This is a genomic window from Enterobacter sp. ECC-219 (assembly GCF_043966805.1).
Lineage (GTDB): Bacteria > Pseudomonadota > Gammaproteobacteria > Enterobacterales > Enterobacteriaceae > Enterobacter > Enterobacter cloacae_N.
In genome coordinates, this window is record NZ_CP143680.1 from 2,340,575 (window position 1) to 2,358,714 (window position 18,140).

Here is an 18,140-nt window from a genome sequence, read left to right on the forward strand (position 1 = left end):
TTGCGATCGGCTCGGGAGATTAATACAGTGTTTGTATTTAATAAACTTCTTTTAGTGAGGCTGGTAATTATGAAGACAAGAACAAGGAAGTTGTTTGCTGTAATACAAATTATATTACAGTTACTCTCACCTTCATCGTTAATCTATTTATCCCCGACCTTTAATGCCACTGCGAAAGAAATAAAATCTTCTTCCGAAAAACAATCCACGAACAATGCCGGTCAATCTGACAACAGTATCGCGCAGGGGGCTGTTCAGGCAGGCTCTCTGCTCAGCAACGACAATGCCTCTGATGCTCTCGGCAGTGCAGTGGTCTCCGCCGTAGCCGGCAAGGCTGCGTCCAGTGCACAGCAGTGGCTGAGCCAGTTTGGCACCGCCCGTGTGAACATCAGTACCGACGAACATTTTACCCTCAATGATTCAGATCTGGATTTACTGGTTCCCTTATATAATGGTAAAGAAAACATGTTTTTCACCCAGTTGGGCGGCCGTCGCCACGATGAACGCAATATTGTGAATGGCGGATTTGGTTATCGTCATTTTAATCAGAACTGGATGTGGGGAACGAATGTTTTTTACGATAGGCAGGTTTCAGGCAATCAGCACCAGCGTCTTGGATTTGGTTCCGAAATGGGATGGGATTATCTGAAAGTTTCCGCTAACGGTTATTTTCGCCTGAGCGACTGGATGTCCTCTTCCGCTTATGAGGATTACGATGAGCGCGTGGCTAACGGGTTTGATCTTCGCGCCACCGGCTATTTACCCGCGCACCCGCAGTTAGGGGCGAATATTATTTATGAGCAGTATTATGGCGACAGCGTCGGCCTGTTTGGCGATGACGACGACGACAGACAAAAAGATCCTTATGCCGTCACGCTCGGCGTGAACTACACGCCTGTGCCGCTGGTCACCATGGGTCTGAATCAGAAAATGGGCAAGAGCGGCGAGAATGATACTCAAGTGAATCTGGCCCTGACCTGGACGCCGGGTGTGCCGCTCAGTGCCCAGCTCGACCCGTCTCAGGTGGCGCTGCGCCGCACGCTGCAGGGCGGACGGATGGATCTGGTTGATCGTAACAACAACATCGTGCTGGAATACCGCAAGCAGGAGGTGATCTCCCTCTCACTGCCGCCAGAGCTGGAAGGAGCAGAGCAGTCGAAACAGGCTGTAACGGCGAAGGTGAAAGCGAAGCACGGCCTGGATCGCATTGAATGGCAGGGCGACAGCTTCTTCAGCCACGGCGGGAAAATAACCGCAGGTGGCAGCCCAGAACAGTTTGTGATGACGCTGCCGGTCTGGCAGGGCAGCAGCAGTAACAGCTACGCCCTGAACGCCACCGCGTGGGATAAAAGCGGTAATGCCTCGAAGCCGGCGCAGATGACCGTCACGGTCAATGGAATAGATGTCAGTACCCTGCAGTCTACCACGGTGGTTTCGCCGGCAAAGATCCCCGCAGACGGAAAAACCCCGGCCACGGTGAGCGTAACGCTTAAAACCGCCACGGGTGAAGCGGCGACCGGTCTGGCCCCGCGTCTGACGGCGACGCTGACCTCGTCGGCGGCCGCCGGAGTGAAAACGGCGGGCCTGGAGCCAGAAAAAGCGCCCACGATAGCCGCCTTCACGGAATCAGGAAACGGAGCCTATACCGCTACCCTGACCAGCGGCACCACGCCGGACACTCTGACCATTCAGCCTCTGGTCGACGGGACGACGAAACTGGCCACAGCGAAGCTGATTGAAGAGGCCACCGCGCTTATTCCACAGATAACCGCCCTGGACTCGTCCACCACCAGCGCGCTGGCAGACGGCAGTGCATCAATCACGCTAACGGCGCACGTTACCGATCAGTACGGAAAAGTGCTGCCCGGGGTGATACTTGACTGGTCTGCCGACAGTGCGCAGGCCGTATTGTCTGCCGCGCAGAGCAGTACCGATGAAAACGGGAGCGCGCAGATTCAGGTCAGTAGTAAGGATGTGATCGCCACCGTGGTGACGGCGAAGCTGCCGGAGGGGAATACCATGGCGACGCCATCACTGACCTTTACCGCAGACATCTCTACGGCAAAAGTGGCGACTATTGACAGTGAAAAACAGCAGGTGGTCGCTAACAACAACGACACAGATAAAATCACGGCGCAGGTGACGGACAATTTCAGCCATCCGCTCCCCGGGGTGACAGTCAGTTGGACGGTGGAAAAAACGGACAACACGCCAGTGATCACTAAAACCACAACCACCGACAGCAGCGGTAATGCCGTGCTGACGCTGAAATCATCCAAAACTGGTAGTGTGACGGTAAGCGCAGAGGTGAAGGGCACGCCCGCTCAGGAAACGGATCCGATCACCTTTGTGGCGGATACGGCTTCGCAGAGGGTAAGCACGCTTACGCGCAGCAAGGATCAGGCGCTGGCGAACGGTACGGACAGCATTACTTATACCGCGACGGTGACCGATGCACAGGGCAATGTGATAGACGGCGCGGCGGTCAGCTGGTCGGCAGACAGCAGCGACGCGAAGCTGAGTGCCAGTCAGACCACCAGTTCAGGCGACGGGACATCACAGATTACCGTGACATCGAAGAAAGCCGGCAACGTGGTGATCGCCGCGCAGACCTCCGAATCGGTGGCGAGACAGGCGGAAAAAGTGACATTCATTGCGGATGCCTCGACCGCTCAGGTTCAGTCCATCACCAGCGACAAAACCGCAGCGCTGGCGACGGGGGCGGATGCGATTACGGTGAGCGCAACGGTAACTGACGCCAGCGGTAATGTGCTCTCAGGCTCGGACGTCAGTTGGAGCGTGAAAGCGCAGGACGCCTCATCGGCGACCGGAAAACTGTCGGCAGTCAGCAGTAAGACCAATGCCAGCGGTGTGGCACAGGTGCAGCTGACGACGACTGATGTGGCGAAATTTACCATCACGGCCAGCGACAATGGTTCAACAAAATCACTGCAGGATTTGAGCTTTACGTCCGACGGCAGTACAGCTCAGCTATCCGCCCTGACGGCGGACAAAACCACGGATATCGTGGCGGAGAAAGACAACGTCAGCCTGACCGCTCTGGTGGTGGATGCGCAGCAGCATCCCGTCTCCGGTGTGACAGTCAACTGGAGCAGCAGTGAAACCAACAGCAACTTCAGCGCAAATTCGTCGGTCACCGGCAGCGATGGTAAAGCATCCGTCACGTTCTCCAGCCTGAAGGCGGGCAGTATCGACGTGACGGCAACCACAGCGATGACCGCCAGCAGCAAAGTTCTGACATTGCAGGTTGTCGGTAACCCGGCGACGGCGAAGGTGACCGATATCACTGCGGACAAACCGCAGGCGGTCGCCGACGGCGCAGAAGCGATTACCTGGACGGCGACGGTGACGGATGCCAACGGTAACGTCCTGAGCGGAGCGCCACTGAACTGGAGCGCCAGCCTGAGCGGCGTGACGCTGGCACCAGCAACCAGCAGTACGGATGACAGCGGGAAGGCGACCACCCAGGGGACGTCCATAAAAGCCGGTTCGGTGAGCGTCACGGCAACCCCTTCTGGCAACAGCGCAGGTCAGAAAAAGGGAGGCGACATGACGTTTATTGGTGACGCGAAAACCGCGAAGCTGACGAGCCTTTCGCCTTCTAAAACACAAGTGGGGATAAATACCGGAGGCGTGGTATATACGGCCGTGGTCAAGGATGCGAACAGTAATATTGTCTCGGGGGAATCGGTTTCCTGGACAACGGATCTCAATAAACTCTCCGCTACCACAAGCCAAACCGACAGTTCGGGTAATGCGAAAGTGACGCTGGATGGCACATCACTTGGCTATGTAACCGTGACGGCAGCAGCGAATGGCACGTCGTTGAAGGACAATAGCGCAAAATTTATCAACCTCATTGAGTATGACTGGACGGTTGATCACAATTCATCAAATGAATATACGGGAGATATTATTCCAAATTACCCGGCTATTGGTTTCGTTGTATCGGGTGATACACAAGGTCCAACAAGTTTATACCAGAGCGGAACTCCAGGCGGTAGCGTTTTAACCGTACCAGTGACCAATGATGAGGGGCAGGTCTATAATGTGATCATTGCTGCTGCCAGGGTTACATACGACTGCGCACAATTTGCATTTAACAATGCAGCTGTTTGCGAAGGGCATAAGAATGCGCCACGTCTTAATTTTTATTATTCCAGTAATCCGGATTTGCCGGCAGGGCACTATACGGGGCATATAACCTTTTACGGACAGGACTGGAGCTCTGGAATTAAATTACTTTCGTATGACATTGCTGTTTCAATAACGAAATGATCGTTTCCCCCGCATCCTGTGATGCGGGGAGACTCTGATTTAACTTAACATCCCCTCGCGGCTGCGTTATCTTTAAACTTCTTTACATAAGGTAAGGCAACAGCCTATAAGCCTTTCTATAATGAAGAAAAGCCCCAGTGTAATGGGCATGTCGTGAAAACAGGGGGCAAGGGATGTTGCTAAAGAAAGAATGTGGTCGTCAGCTGTCAGCGCTGAGTTTCTGCCTGGCAGTGATGTTTGCTCCACTGTTAACCGCCCAGGCCGACGAGCCTGAAATTGTGCCGACTGACAGCTCCGCAGCGACAGGCGCGCAGCCGACGTCATTGTCTCAGCCGCTGGAACAGTCTCCGGCAACGGCCATCATGGCCGGGATTAAGCCGTTGCCGGAAGGCATCGACGTCGAATCGCTCAGCCAGCAGCTCCAGACGGGGCTGCCGTCAGGCTACACGCCCGCTTATATCAATCAGCTCACGCTGCTTTATGCTGCCCGCGATATGAAACCCATGTGGGAAAACCGTGAAGCCGTGCGCGCCTTCCAGCAGCAGCTGGCGGAAGTGGCGATTGCGGGCTTTCAGCCGCAGTTTACGAAGTGGGTTGAGCTGTTAACCGATCCTGCCGTCACCGGTCAGGCGCGAGATGTGGTCCTTTCCGATGCCATGATGGGCTACCTGCAGTTTGTGGCGGGTATTCCGGTCAACGGCAACCGCTGGCTGTACAGCGATAAGCCCTATAAGCTGGCGACGCCAGCCCTGTCGGTGATTAACCAGTGGCAATTAGCGCTGGATAACGGCGACCTGCCGCGCTTCATTGCCAGCCTCGCGCCGGCGCATCCGCAGTATGCCACCCTGCACCAGTCGCTCCTCGCGCTGGTGGGGGACTCGCGGCCATGGCCGCAAATGCGGGGGACCGCAACGCTGCGGCCGGGTCAGTGGAGCAGCGATGTGCCTGCCCTGCGCGAGATCCTGAAACGCTCCGGTATTCTTGATGGCGGGCCGAAGATTGCCTTGCCGGGCGACGATCCGCAAAGCGCGGTGGTCAGCCCGTCAGCGCCCGTGAAAGAGAGCAAGGCCACTAACCTGAGTAATAAGCCCGCGGCCTACGATCGCGAACTGGTCGCCGCGGTTAAACAGTTCCAGGCCGCTCAGGGGCTAGGAGCCGATGGCGTCATTGGCCCGTCAACGCGTGACTGGCTTAACGTATCGCCTGCGCAGCGGGCAGGGGTGCTGGCGCTCAATATTCAGCGTTTGCGCCTGCTGCCGGGAACGCTGTCAACCGGCATTATGGTTAACATCCCGGCCTATTCCCTGGTCTATTATCAGGATGGTAGCGAGAAGCTGGCCTCGCGCGTGATTGTCGGGCGTCCTGATCGTAAAACGCCGATGATGAGCAGCGCGTTAAATAACGTGGTGGTTAACCCGCCGTGGAACGTACCGCCGACGCTGGCGCGTAAGGACATTCTGCCTAAGGTCTGGAACGATCCGGGTTATCTGGAACGTCATGGCTATACGGTAATGCGTGGCTGGAACAGTAAAGAGGCGATCGATCCTTATATGGTCGACTGGTCGACGATCACGCCATCAAACCTGCCGTTCCGCTTCCAGCAGGCACCTGGCGCACATAACTCGCTTGGACGCTATAAATTCAACATGCCGAGTTCAGATGCTATCTATCTGCACGATACGCCGAACCATAATCTGTTCCAGAAAGATACCCGGGCACTGAGTTCAGGCTGCGTGCGCGTGAATAAAGCCTCGGAGTTGGCCAACATGCTGTTGCAGGATGCGGGCTGGAACGATACGCGTATTTCTGACGCCCTGAAGCAGGGGGATACGCGCTACGTGAATATTCGCCACAACATTCCGGTCAATCTTTACTATCTGACGGCGTTTGTGGGCGAAGACGGGCGCACTCAGTACCGTACAGATATTTACAATTATGATCTCACCGCGCGATCCGGCGCACAAATTTTGCCAAAAGCGGAACAATTAATCAGGTAAATGAAGCAGTTCGGGAAAAATGATTGTCGTAAGTTATGGTGAATCGGGGCCAATATCGCTGTAAGCCGCGTATTCACTGGGGTTGGGCGCCTTGACGTACCCCGTTTTGCCAGTTAAGGTGCCCTTCGTGCGCTAAGCATATTACGATTTCTTTGACCTGTAGACCTGATTATCATGGACAAATTTGACGCTAATCGCCGCAAGCTGCTGGCGTTAGGTGGTGTTGCGCTTGGCGCAGCGGCCATCTTACCGACGCCAGCATTTGCCACCCTCTCGACACCTCGTCCGCGCGTTTTAACGCTCAGCAATCTTCACACCGGTGAGTCGCTAAAAGCGGAGTTTTTCGATGGCAGAGGCTATATTCAGGATGAATTAGCAAGACTCAACCATTTTTTCCGTGATTTCCGCGCGAATAAAGTAAAAGCCATCGACCCTGGACTGTTTGATCAGCTTTTCCGCCTTCAGGGCCTGCTGGGCACCAGCAAGCCGGTGCAGCTTATTTCTGGTTATCGCTCAATTGATACCAATAACGAACTGCGCGCCCATAGCCGTGGGGTAGCGAAAAAAAGCTACCACACGAAGGGACAGGCAATGGATTTCCACATTGAAGGCGTTTCGTTAGCCAATATTCGCAAAGCCGCGTTATCTATGCGCGCTGGTGGTGTAGGATATTACCCACGTAGCAACTTTGTGCATATTGATACCGGGCCGGTTCGGCACTGGTAATAACGAAACACAGGAGCAGTATGAACTATCGTATTATTCCGGTTACCGCGTTCTCCCAGAACTGTTCATTAATCTGGTGCGAACAAACCAAACTGGCCGCGCTTGTCGATCCCGGCGGTGACGCTGAGAAAATCAAGCAGGAAGTTGCCGACAGCGGCGTGACGCTGATGCAGATTTTACTGACGCATGGTCACCTCGACCATGTGGGTGCAGCGGCTGAACTGGCTAAATACTACGGTGTGCCGATTATCGGCCCGGAAAAAGAGGATGAGTTCTGGCTGCAGGGGTTACCCGCCCAAAGCCGCATGTTTGGCCTTGATGAGTGTCTGCCTTTGACGCCCGATCGTTGGCTGAACGAAGGAGAGCGCGTTAACGTAGGGAATGTGACTTTACAGGTGTTGCATTGTCCTGGGCATACGCCAGGCCATATCGTCTTCTTTGACGACCAGTCCCGTCTGCTGATATCCGGCGATGTGATTTTCAAAGGTGGCGTAGGACGCAGCGATTTTCCGCGTGGCGACCACGGGCAGCTGATTCAGTCGATCAAACAGAAGTTATTGCCGCTGGGTGATGACGTAACGTTTATCGCAGGACACGGTCCGATGTCGACGCTGGGCTATGAACGGCTCCATAACCCGTTCCTTCAGGATGAAATGCCTGTCTGGTAACCAGCATAAAAAAAAGCCTGCTTAGCGCAGGCTTTTTTGTGGGCGCTATTACAGGACGGCGACAATCGCTTCGCACAGTGGCGCCATGTTGTCAGGGGTCATGCCTGCAACGTTCACGCGGCCAGAGGCTACGGCGTATACGCCGAACTCTTCGCGCAGACGCAGAACCTGCTCTTTGGTTAGGCCGCTGAACGAGAACATGCCGTTCTGTTTGATGATGAAGCTGAAGTCGCGGTCTGCGCCTTTCTCAGCCAGGGTGTTCACAAACAGCAGGCGCATGCGCTGGATACGCTGACGCATATCGTTCAGCTCTTGTTCCCAGATCGCGCGCAGCGCATCGTTGCTCAGAATGGTCGCAACAACAGACGCACCGTGTGCCGGCGGGTTAGAGTAGTTAGCGCGAATAACGGATTTCATCTGGCTGAAGGCGCGATCGGCGGTTTCATCGTTAGCCGCAACCAGCGTACAGGCACCTACACGCTCATTGTACAGACCAAAGTTCTTGGAGTAGGAGCTTGCAACGATCAGCTCCTGATGCACGGCTGCGAACGCGCGCAGGCCTTCGGCATCTTCTTCCAGACCGCGGGCGAAGCCCTGGTAAGCAAAGTCAAACAGCGGCAGCCAGCCTTTCTCAACGGAGAGCTTCGCCAGGTGTTCCCACTGCTCAAGCGTTGGATCGATACCGGTCGGGTTGTGGCAGCAGCCGTGGAACAGCACCACGTCACCCGCCTGCGCTTCGCTCAGACTTGAAAGCAGGCCGTCAAAGTCCAGAGCGTGGTTTGCCGCGTCGTAGTATGCATATTCGCGCACTTCCAGGCCCGCAGAATTAAACACGCTCTTGTGGTTCGGCCAGCTTGGGTTGCTCACCCATATGCGCTTAACAGAGGTGTTTTTCGCAAGGAAATCCGCCGCCACGCGCAGCGCGCCGGTACCACCAGGGGTCTGCGCCGTGCGCGCACGTTTGTCACTCACAATTGCGCTGCCTTTACCGAACAGCAGCTCCTGGGTGCAGCGACCAAATTCAGGGATACCATCAATACCGAGGTAGTTTTTGGTGGTTTCATTTTCCAGCAGATACTGCTCGGCTTTCTTAACGCTGGTCAGTACCGGAGTTTTGCCGGTTTCATCTTTATATACACCAATACCCAGGTTGATTTTGCCAGGGCGGTCGTCGGCACGAAACAGATCGGCCAGGCCCAGAATAGGGTCGGCAGGAGCGGCGGTAATGTTCTCAAACATGACGAAGTTCCATTGTGATTACAGAAGTGAAATCCGCTATCAGGTTAACGGTAGATTTACAAAATGCCAACCGTTTGCGACGAAAAGCGTGCGGCTTTTCAAAAGTCGCCATTATTTTCTGTCAGGCATAAAAAAACAGGGCCGAAGCCCTGTTCATTATGCATATAACAAAGTGGTGTTCTGATTAGAACTGGTAAACTGCAGCCAGACCCAGTTGGTCGTCGGTACCAACCCAGCCGCCGCCAGTGCGCTTGGCCTGATCTTCGTCGATCAGGTTGATACGGTAGTCAGCAGACACGTTGAAGTTTTTATTGAAGTAGTAAGTTGCGCCTACTTCAACGTATTTAGCCAGATCTGCATCGCCGCCGGCTACGGTGTTCAGGTTTTTACCTTTACTCTGCACGTAGGACAGGGATGGACGCAGGCCGAAATCGAACTGGTACTGAGCGATAACTTCGAAGTTCTGGGTTTTGTTCGCTACGTTGAACACGTCACCATTAGCATCCGGAGTATTGGAACCGGTGCTGTTACCCAGGATGCTCATGTTGCGAGTTTCTGCGTACACAGCTGCCAGATACAGGCTGTTAGCATCGTATTTACCACCGATTGCCCATGCTTCAGCTTTGTCGCCTTTGCCATCAGCTTTCTGGTCGAGAGTACGGTTAGCATTACTGTATGCGCCGGTCAGACCAAAGCCACCGCCGAAGTCGTAACCCACAGAGTAACCAACACCGTCGCCGTTGGCACGACGCAGATCAGCACGCTCGTTTTTAGCCTGGTACTGGATACCGAAGCTCAGACCATCAACCAGACCGAAGAAATCGCTGTTACGGTAGGTCAGCAGGCCAGTAGAACGGCTGGTCATGTAGTTATCAACATAACCACCGCCCCAGGTTTCGCCGGACCAGGTTGGCGCCATGTCGGTGTAAGACTCAACATCGTATACGATGCCGTAGTTACGGCCATAGTCGATGCTGCCAGCGTCAGCCATTTTCAGACCCGCGAAAGCCAGACGAGTACGGGTAGAGTTGTTTGAAGACTGCTCACTTTCAGCTGAGCTGGCCAGTGCACGGTATTCCCACTGGCCATAACCGGTCAGTTGGTCGTTGATCTGAGTTTCGCCTTTGAAACCGATCTGCGCGTAGGTGGAGTCTGCGTTGTTGGTATTATCGCCGTTGGTAACGAAATCACGCTCAGCGTTAATTTTTCCGTACAGATCCAGTTTGTTGCCGTTCTTGTTATAGATTTCTGCAGCGTTAGCTGCACCGGCTACCAGCAGGGCAGGGATTACCACTGCCAGAATATTGCGCTTCATCATTATTTATTACCCTCATTGGTTTTTTTATGACACTCGCCACTGCCGTCAATAAATTCTGTCAATAAATATTTCCGGAACTATTGATGAGAGTTAGGTGTCTTTATGTATCTGACAGGCATCTTTCCATTCACCGAAGCGTTTCGCTAGCCTGAAAGTGCTACAATTCTCAAGATTGAGTTACAGAAAGAAAATATGTGTAACTAAATATGTATTTTTAGGAACTTTGTGAACCATCTCAAATTTCAGAGCGGCCTGGCGAACTAAGCAACAGCACCTTTCCTATATATATGAATTCCTTATGTTTAATTTGAATAAAGGCAATTCCTATAAACGAAAGTTAAACGACTCGTTTTTTCTTATGACCATAGAAAGACTTCTGGATGGCTGAAAAATTGGTTGAAATTTGTGCTATTACTTCAGGCTGTAATAATCGCAATAAGACTGAGGTTTATTTTTTGTGGCTGGATATTTCGCGGAAACAAAACGTAACAGGTAGTGGTTGTGACGGGGTAGTGGTTTATAAACGCTGACTTTACGCTGACAAAAACTGACAAGGCAGAATAAAATAATGGCCAGCAAATGCTGGCCATTGTCTGTTGTGTTACTTAGAAGCTGGCGTTGCGCGGAGTACGCGGGAACGGAATCACGTCACGCACGTTCTGAACACCGGTTACGTAGGCGATCAGACGCTCGAAGCCCAGACCGAACCCTGCGTGCGGAACGGTGCCATAACGGCGCAGATCGCGATACCAGCTGTAGTCCGCAGGGTTGAGACCCATCTCTTCCATGCGCGCGTCAAGCACGTCCAGACGTTCTTCACGCTGAGAACCACCGATGATTTCACCGATGCCCGGCGCCAGTACGTCCATCGCTGCCACGGTTTTCCCGTCTTCGTTAAGACGCATATAGAAGGCCTTAATGTCTTTCGGGTAGTTTTTAACGACAACCGGCGCTTTGAAATGTTTCTCGGCGAGATAGCGTTCGTGTTCAGACGCCAGATCGACGCCCCAGTAAACCGGGTTCTCGAACTTCTCACCGCATTTTTCAAGGATCGCTACCGCGTCGGTATAGTCCACCTGCGCAAAGTCGGCGGAGACGAAACGCTCCAGACGCGCCACCGCATCGCTGTCTACGCGCTCTGCGAAGAATTTCATGTCGTCAGGACGCTCTTCCAGAACCGCTTTGAAGACGTACTTCAGCATCGCTTCTGCGAGACCTGCAACGTCATTCAGATCGGCAAACGCCACTTCCGGTTCCAGCATCCAGAACTCCGCCAGGTGGCGGCTGGTGTTGGAGTTTTCGGCGCGGAAGGTTGGGCCGAAGGTGTAGATCTTAGACAGCGCACAGGCGTAGGTTTCGCCGTTGAGCTGGCCGGATACCGTCAGGAAGGCTTCTTTACCAAAGAAGTCTTTGTCATAGTCCACTTTACCTTCCGGCGTGCGCGGCAGGTTTTCCATGTCCAGCGTCGAGACGCGGAACATTTCGCCTGCACCTTCCGTATCGGATGCGGTGATCAGCGGGGTAGACACCCAGAAATAACCCTGCTCATCGAAGAAGCGATGCAGCGCCTGGGCCAGCGTATGACGCACGCGGGCTACCGCACCAATCAGGTTGGTACGCGGACGCAGGTGCGCCACTTCACGCAGGTATTCGATGCTGTGACGTTTTGCCGCCATCGGATAGGTGTCCGGATCTTCAACCCAGCCGGTCACTTCAATGGCAGAGGCCTGGATCTCGAAGCTCTGGCCCTGACCCGGGGATGCCACAACCACACCGGTGACGATAACGGAACAGCCCGTCGTCAGGCGCAGAACGTCATCATTGTAATTGGGCAGAGAATTATTAATGACGGCCTGTACAGGATCAAAGCAGGAACCGTCATAGACGGCAAGGAAGGAGATGCCAGCTTTAGAATCTCGGCGAGTACGCACCCATCCGCGCACGGTGACCTCCTGGTCAACGGCGACACGGCCCTGGAGTACGTCGGCTACAGGCACAACGCTCATAATATTCTCTCTGTTAATAGTCGGAAAAAATAAACACTTGTCCACCCTTATGGGGGGATATCTATGTTACCTGCCATCCGCTATCAGACAAGTAAATTTCGCAGTCAAAAGAGAAGAATTGAGAAATAAATAAGGGAAGGGAGCCCTGAAGGCTCCCGTAAGCGCTTAACTGGCTTTTTTGATCTGAGGGAGATCGAACGCTTTGCGCAATGCGCGGACAAACGCTTTGTCATGGCAGATGGTTTTACCCGGGCTGTCGGAGAGCTTTGCCACCGGCTTGCCGTTACATTCCACCAGCTTTATAACGATATTCAGAGGTTTTACCTGAGGAATGTCGCAGGTCAACCGGGTACCGATCCCGAAGCCCAGATTAATTCTGGCATTGAAATGACGATACAGTTCTACGGCTTTCGCCAGGTCGAGATTATCGGAGAAGACCAGCACCTTGCTCATCGGGTCAATACCGAGTTTTTGATAATGGGCAATCGCCTTTTCGCCCCATTCAACCGGATCCCCTGAGTCGTGGCGTAACCCCTGGTAACGTTCAGCGAACTCGGGACCAAAGTCGCGCAGGAAGGCATCCATCGTAATGCAGTCGGTCAGGGCGATCCCGAGTTGATTCGGGTACTCTTCAAGCCAGGCGGCCAGCGCCGCACGCTGGCTGTTAGCCAGGTCAGGGCTAATTTGCTGATGTGCCTGGAACCACTCGTGTGCCTGGGTGCCCATTGGCGTCAGGTTGAGGCGACGCGCCAGATCGTAGTTACTGGTGCCTACGAACCATGGCTCCTGCTGCAGACGTTCAACGATAGCCTGCTGAACCTCGCGAGAGAAGCGGCGACGGGTGCCGAAATCCATCAGGCGGAAGCGGGACATATCCAGCCCTTCGGTCAGGGTAGAGAATGCTGCAAGTTTGTTTTCCAGCGAGGCGACCGCCTGTTCGACGCCGGTTTCAGGCGAACGGTAGCGGTGGGCCAGCTCGCTGATAACGGCGAGAAGCGGCACTTCCCACATGATCACTTCCCGCCACGGACCTTCAAGACGAATATCCAGCTTGCCGTTTTCGTTGGTCACGGTGACCTGTTCAGGCTTATAGCGGAAGTCGCGCAGCCAGTTCAGATAGTCCGCTTTGAAGAAAGGCAGGCCAGAAAGCCACTGGTATTCATCGTCCTGCAGCGTCAGATGCTGCATCGCATCGACCTGTTCACGAATGGAGTCTGCGTAGATACCGAGCAAGTCGTCACCACGGCAGCGGAATTCCGCCGCGACGTGAACGTCATAGTAATGGTGGAAAACGGCTTGCTGCATATGCAGTTTATACGCGTCGGTATCCAGCAACGTATGCAGAACCGGAGAAGCGAATTGAGTCATAGGTGCGCTGTAGCATCCTCTCACGGGAGCGTTTAGTACAATAAACAACTCCGGAGTATACCTTGTTTAGTGATTTATTGAACCCCGATCACAACATAAGCACACTTTATGGTCGAGCGCATTTCGTGCCCCGTGTTATACAAATGTAGCGAAAAAGGTGTTTCTGCCTGAAAAGATGAACATTCTGCATAGCGCGTTTTGCGCAACAGGAATATATTGAAACGTTACTCGACAAACGATGCATAAGGTTTTCTATGACACAACAGCCACAAGCCAAATACCGCCACGACTACCGCGCGCCGGAATACCTGATTAGCGATATCGATCTGACTTTTGACCTGGATGCCGCAAAAACCGTTGTGACAGCGATAAGCCAGGTGACGCGCCACAGCGCGACAGCCGTACCGCTGCGTCTGGATGGCGAAGATCTGACGCTGGTCTCCCTGCATATTAATGATGAACCCTGGTCAGACTATAAAGAAGAAGGCAACCAGCTGGTCATCGACAACCTGCCGGAACGCTTTACGCTGCGCATCGTGAATGAAATCAGCCCTGCCGCCAACACGGCGCTGGAAGGGCTTTACCAGTCAGGCGTGGCCCTGTGTACCCAGTGTGAAGCAGAAGGTTTCCGCCACATTACCTGGTATCTGGACCGCCCGGATGTGCTGGCGCGTTTTACGACGAAAATCATTGCCGATAAAACGCTCTACCCGTTCCTGCTCTCCAACGGCAACCGCGTCGGTGAGGGTGAGCTGGAAAATGGCCGTCACTGGGTGCAGTGGCAGGATCCATTCCCGAAACCATGCTACCTGTTTGCGCTGGTGGCCGGTGATTTCGACGTGCTGCGTGATACCTTTAAAACCCGCTCTGGCCGTGAAGTGGCGCTGGAACTGTTCGTTGACCGCGGCAACCTCGACCGCGCGCCGTGGGCGATGACCTCGCTCATCAACTCCATGAAGTGGGACGAAGAGCGCTTTGGTCTCGAATATGACCTCGACATCTATATGATCGTCGCCGTCGACTTCTTCAACATGGGCGCAATGGAGAACAAAGGCCTTAACGTCTTTAACTCCAAGTACGTGCTGGCACGTACGGATACCGCCACCGATAAAGACTACCTCGATATCGAGCGCGTGATCGGCCACGAATATTTCCACAACTGGACCGGTAACCGCGTCACCTGCCGCGACTGGTTCCAGCTGAGCCTGAAAGAGGGCCTGACCGTCTTCCGTGACCAGGAGTTCAGCTCCGATCTCGGCTCGCGGGCGGTCAACCGCATCAACAACGTGCGTACCATGCGCGGCCTGCAGTTTGCGGAAGATGCCAGCCCAATGGCGCACCCAATCCGTCCGGACAAAGTCATCGAGATGAACAACTTCTACACCCTGACGGTGTACGAGAAGGGCGCTGAAATTATCCGCATGATCCACACCCTGCTGGGTGAGGAGAACTTCCAGAAAGGGATGCAGCTCTATTTCGAGCGCCACGACGGCAGCGCGGCCACCTGCGATGACTTTGTGCAGGCGATGGAAGATGCGTCCAATGTTGATCTCTCTCACTTCCGCCGCTGGTACAGCCAGGCCGGGACCCCAATTGTCACCGTTAAGGACGACTACAATCCGGAAACCGAGCAGTACACTCTGACCATCAGCCAGCGCACGCCGCCAACCGCCGAGCAGGAAGAGAAATATCCGCTGCACATTCCGTTCAGCATTGAGCTGTACGACAATGAAGGCAACGTCATCCCGCTGCAGAAGGGCGGCCACCCGGTGCACCACGTGCTGAACGTGACTCAGGCAGAGCAGACCTTTATCTTCGACAACGTCTACTTCCAGCCGGTGCCTGCGCTGCTGTGCGAATTCTCCGCGCCGGTGAAGCTGGAGTACAAGTGGAGCGACCAGCAGCTGACGTTCCTGATGCGTCACGCGCGCAACGATTTCTCCCGCTGGGACGCCGCGCAAAGCCTGCTGGCAACCTACATCAAGCTCAACGTGAACCGCTACCAGCAGGGCCAGCCGCTGACGCTGCCGGTGCATGTGGCAGACGCGTTCCGCGCCATCCTGCTGGATGAGAAGATTGATCCGGCGCTGGCGGCTGAAATTCTGACCCTGCCGTCTGCGACGGAAATTGCGGAGCTGTTTGACATCATTGACCCGATTGCCATCGTGGCCGTGCGTGAAGCGCTGACCCGCACGCTGGCGACCGAACTGGCGGATGAGTTCCTGGCGCTCTACAACGCCAACAAGCTTGACGCGTATCGCGTGGAACATGCGGACATTGGTAAACGTTCTCTGCGCAATACCTGCCTGCGCTATCTTGCGTTTGGCGAGGCAGAGCTGGCGAACACGCTGGTGAGCAAGCAGTATCACGAAGCGGATAACATGACGGATGCGCTGGCCGCGCTGTCGGCAAGCGTTGCCGCCGAACTGCCGTGCCGTGATGCGCTGATGCAGGAGTACGACGACAGGTGGCACCAGGATGGCCTGGTGATGGACAAGTGGTTCATCCTGCAGGCGACCAGCCCGGCGGCGGATGCCCTCAGCAAGGTCCGCAGCCTGCTGAAGCACCGTTCGTTCACCATGAGCAACCCGAACCGTGTGCGCTCGCTGATTGGTGCATTTGCCAGCAGCAACCCGGCCACGTTCCACGCCGAAGACGGCAGCGGCTATCAGTTTATGGTAGAAATGCTGACCGAGCTGAACAGCCGTAACCCGCAGGTGGCGTCCCGCCTGATTGAGCCGCTAATTCGTCTGAAACGCTACGACGCGAAGCGTCAGGCGAAGATGCGAGCCGCGCTTGAGCAGCTGAAAGGGCTGGAGAACCTGTCTGGCGATCTGTACGAGAAGATTGCTAAGGCCTTAGCGTAATACGAAAAAGTGCCCGGTGGCGCTACGCTTACCGGGCCTACATATGGTTTTCTCCCTCTCCCCGTGGGAGAGGGCCGGGGCGAGGGCATCAGGCATTAGCCTTAGCTCGTTCTAACTCCGTACCCCCGCGCTTCATCACCCGATCCAACACCTCCGCTTCCAGCTCCGCCGCCAGTCTTGCTGAGCCCACGCGACGAGGCCGCGGAAGATCCACTGTCAGATCAAGACCTATTTTCCCATCCTCTATTAACAGCACCCGGTCAGCCATCGCCACGGCTTCGCTCACGTCATGCGTCACCAGCAGCACCGTAAATCCGTGCGCCTGCCAGAGCGATTCAATCAAATCCTGCATTTCGATCCGCGTCAGGGCGTCCAGCGCACCGAGCGGCTCGTCAAGCAGCAGCAGGCCGGGACGGTGAATCAATGCCCGCGCCAGCGCCACGCGCTGCTTTTGTCCTCCCGAGAGGGCCGCAGGCCATTCACCTGCGCGGTTTTCCAGCCCGACGGCGGCCAACGCCCGACGGGCTTCCTCCCGCCAGTTTCCTTTGAGCCCCAGCCCGACGTTATCAATCACCGTTTTCCACGGCAGCAGGCGCGCGTCCTGAAACATCATGCGGGTATCGTCCTGAATATTGGCCAGCGGCGTTGTTCCCGCCAGAATGTCGCCGCCGTTGGGGGCTTCCAGTCCGGCCAGAAGACGTAGCAGCGTACTCTTCCCACCGCCGCTTCGCCCGACAACGGCCACAAATTGCCCGGCGGAAATATGCAGATCCAGCCCGTTGAGAATGGTGTTTTCGCCGTAGCGTTTGGTTACGCCGTTCAGCAGCAGCGGCGTGCCCTGATTTAGTCGTGCAGTATTCATGCTTTCGCCTCCTGAAGGGTGTAGGCCGGGTTCCAGCGCAGCCAGCTGCGCTCCAGCCACTGGGCGCTAACGTCAGCGAGTTTGCCGAGCAGGGCATAAAGAATAATGGCAACCACTACCACGTCCGTTTGCAGGAATTCGCGGGCATTCATCGCCAGATACCCGATGCCGGAGTTGGCGGAAATAGTTTCCGCCACAATCAGGGTCAGCCACATCAGGCCGAGCGCAAAGCGCACCCCGACCATGATGGAGGGCAGGGCGCCCGGCAGGATCACGTGAGTAAAGAGAGAAAAACCCGACAAGCCGTAGCTTCGTGCCATCTCCACCAGACCGCGATCGATATTGCGGATGCCGTGCCAGGTGTTGATGTATATCGGGAACAGCGTGCCCAGCGCTACGAGGAAGATCTTGGCACTTTCATCAATCCCAAACCATAAAATCACCAGCGGGATCAGCGCCAGATGCGGCACGTTGCGCAGCATCTGAATGGAGGTATCCAGCAGCCGCTCGCCCCAGTGGGAAAGGCCGCTGATCAACCCCAGCACCAGACCAATGCTGCCGCCGATGGAAAACCCAATCACCGCGCGCCAGGAGCTGATCGCCAGATGCTGCCACAGCTCACCGCTCACGCTCAGCGACCAGAACGCTTCGATAACGCCCTCGGGAGAGGGCAGAATGCGGCTCGACAGCCAGCCGGTGGACGACGCGAGCTGCCAGAGAGCCACGATGCCGACGGGCAAAAACCACGGTGCGGCGCGCAGCAGCCATTTTTGTGAAGTGGCAGACATGG

The 18,140-nt window shown here is 55.1% G+C and carries 11 protein-coding genes; 5 read left to right on the forward strand and 6 right to left on the reverse strand.

Annotation, left to right across the window (positions count from 1 at the left end; all coding sequences use genetic code 11):
• Positions 1 to 69 precede the first annotated feature (69 nt).
• From V1603_RS10945 to V1603_RS10960, 4 genes are all read left to right on the forward strand, one after another.
• Positions 70 to 4,299: an Ig-like domain-containing protein gene (locus V1603_RS10945; protein ID WP_395313914.1), complete on the forward strand. Its 4,230-nt coding sequence runs from the start codon at positions 70 to 72 to the stop codon at positions 4,297 to 4,299.
• Between the two features lie 173 nt (positions 4,300 to 4,472).
• Positions 4,473 to 6,296, forward strand: a complete 1,824-nt coding sequence (gene ldtD, locus V1603_RS10950; protein WP_233002296.1) for a L,D-transpeptidase — start codon at positions 4,473 to 4,475, stop codon at positions 6,294 to 6,296.
• A gap of 174 nt (positions 6,297 to 6,470) precedes the next feature.
• A complete protein-coding gene (locus tag V1603_RS10955) occupies positions 6,471 to 7,022 on the forward strand; it encodes a YcbK family protein (RefSeq protein WP_028012580.1) in 552 nt (183 codons plus the stop codon).
• A gap of 20 nt (positions 7,023 to 7,042) precedes the next feature.
• Complete coding sequence (locus tag V1603_RS10960) at positions 7,043 to 7,690, forward strand: MBL fold metallo-hydrolase (RefSeq protein ID WP_116340934.1); 648 nt, start codon at positions 7,043 to 7,045, stop codon at positions 7,688 to 7,690.
• A 48-nt stretch (positions 7,691 to 7,738) separates the two neighbouring features.
• On the opposite strand, the gene V1603_RS10965 is transcribed toward V1603_RS10960, so the two are convergent.
• The 4 genes from V1603_RS10965 to pncB form a co-directional block, all read right to left on the reverse strand.
• Positions 7,739 to 8,929, reverse strand: a complete 1,191-nt coding sequence (locus V1603_RS10965; RefSeq protein WP_395313915.1) for an amino acid aminotransferase — start codon at positions 8,927 to 8,929, stop codon at positions 7,739 to 7,741.
• Between the two features lie 184 nt (positions 8,930 to 9,113).
• Positions 9,114 to 10,247: a porin gene (locus V1603_RS10970; RefSeq protein WP_302218973.1), complete on the reverse strand. Its 1,134-nt coding sequence runs from the start codon at positions 10,245 to 10,247 to the stop codon at positions 9,114 to 9,116.
• A 605-nt stretch (positions 10,248 to 10,852) separates the two neighbouring features.
• Positions 10,853 to 12,253: an asparagine--tRNA ligase gene (gene asnS, locus V1603_RS10975; protein ID WP_048960458.1), complete on the reverse strand. Its 1,401-nt coding sequence runs from the start codon at positions 12,251 to 12,253 to the stop codon at positions 10,853 to 10,855.
• A gap of 165 nt (positions 12,254 to 12,418) precedes the next feature.
• Positions 12,419 to 13,621, reverse strand: coding sequence for a nicotinate phosphoribosyltransferase (gene pncB / locus V1603_RS10980; protein WP_163328611.1), 1,203 nt, complete (start codon positions 13,619 to 13,621; stop codon positions 12,419 to 12,421).
• 254 nt (positions 13,622 to 13,875) lie between these two features.
• Here pncB and pepN point away from each other — a divergent pair, with 254 nt between their 5' ends.
• The gene (pepN, locus tag V1603_RS10985; protein ID WP_395313916.1) at positions 13,876 to 16,488 is read left to right on the forward strand and encodes an aminopeptidase N; all 2,613 of its coding nucleotides are present in this window, start codon (positions 13,876 to 13,878) and stop codon (positions 16,486 to 16,488) included.
• A gap of 88 nt (positions 16,489 to 16,576) precedes the next feature.
• Here pepN and ssuB read toward each other — a convergent pair whose 3' ends face one another.
• Both ssuB and ssuC read right to left on the reverse strand, forming a co-directional pair.
• Complete coding sequence (gene ssuB / locus V1603_RS10990; RefSeq protein ID WP_395313917.1) at positions 16,577 to 17,350, reverse strand: aliphatic sulfonates ABC transporter ATP-binding protein; 774 nt, start codon at positions 17,348 to 17,350, stop codon at positions 16,577 to 16,579.
• Positions 17,347 to 18,138 carry an aliphatic sulfonate ABC transporter permease SsuC gene (gene ssuC, locus V1603_RS10995; protein ID WP_395313918.1) on the reverse strand — a complete coding sequence of 264 codons (792 nt, stop codon included), beginning with the start codon at positions 18,136 to 18,138 and terminating at the stop codon, positions 17,347 to 17,349. The genes ssuB and ssuC overlap by 4 nt, the downstream gene beginning before the upstream one ends.
• Between the last annotated feature and the right edge of the window lie 2 nt (positions 18,139 to 18,140).

Coding starts and splice junctions, on each gene's coding strand:
- V1603_RS10945 (WP_395313914.1), top strand. CDS start 70: ATGAAGACAAGAACAAGGAAGTTGTTTGCTGTAATACAAATTATATTA.
- asnS (WP_048960458.1), bottom strand. CDS start 12,253: ATGAGCGTTGTGCCTGTAGCCGACGTACTCCAGGGCCGTGTCGCCGTT.
- ssuC (WP_395313918.1), bottom strand. CDS start 18,138: ATGTCTGCCACTTCACAAAAATGGCTGCTGCGCGCCGCACCGTGGTTT.
- V1603_RS10955 (WP_028012580.1), top strand. CDS start 6,471: ATGGACAAATTTGACGCTAATCGCCGCAAGCTGCTGGCGTTAGGTGGT.
- pncB (WP_163328611.1), bottom strand. CDS start 13,621: ATGACTCAATTCGCTTCTCCGGTTCTGCATACGTTGCTGGATACCGAC.
- ssuB (WP_395313917.1), bottom strand. CDS start 17,350: ATGAATACTGCACGACTAAATCAGGGCACGCCGCTGCTGCTGAACGGC.
- V1603_RS10965 (WP_395313915.1), bottom strand. CDS start 8,929: ATGTTTGAGAACATTACCGCCGCTCCTGCCGACCCTATTCTGGGCCTG.
- pepN (WP_395313916.1), top strand. CDS start 13,876: ATGACACAACAGCCACAAGCCAAATACCGCCACGACTACCGCGCGCCG.
- ldtD (WP_233002296.1), top strand. CDS start 4,473: ATGTTGCTAAAGAAAGAATGTGGTCGTCAGCTGTCAGCGCTGAGTTTC.
- V1603_RS10970 (WP_302218973.1), bottom strand. CDS start 10,247: ATGATGAAGCGCAATATTCTGGCAGTGGTAATCCCTGCCCTGCTGGTA.
- V1603_RS10960 (WP_116340934.1), top strand. CDS start 7,043: ATGAACTATCGTATTATTCCGGTTACCGCGTTCTCCCAGAACTGTTCA.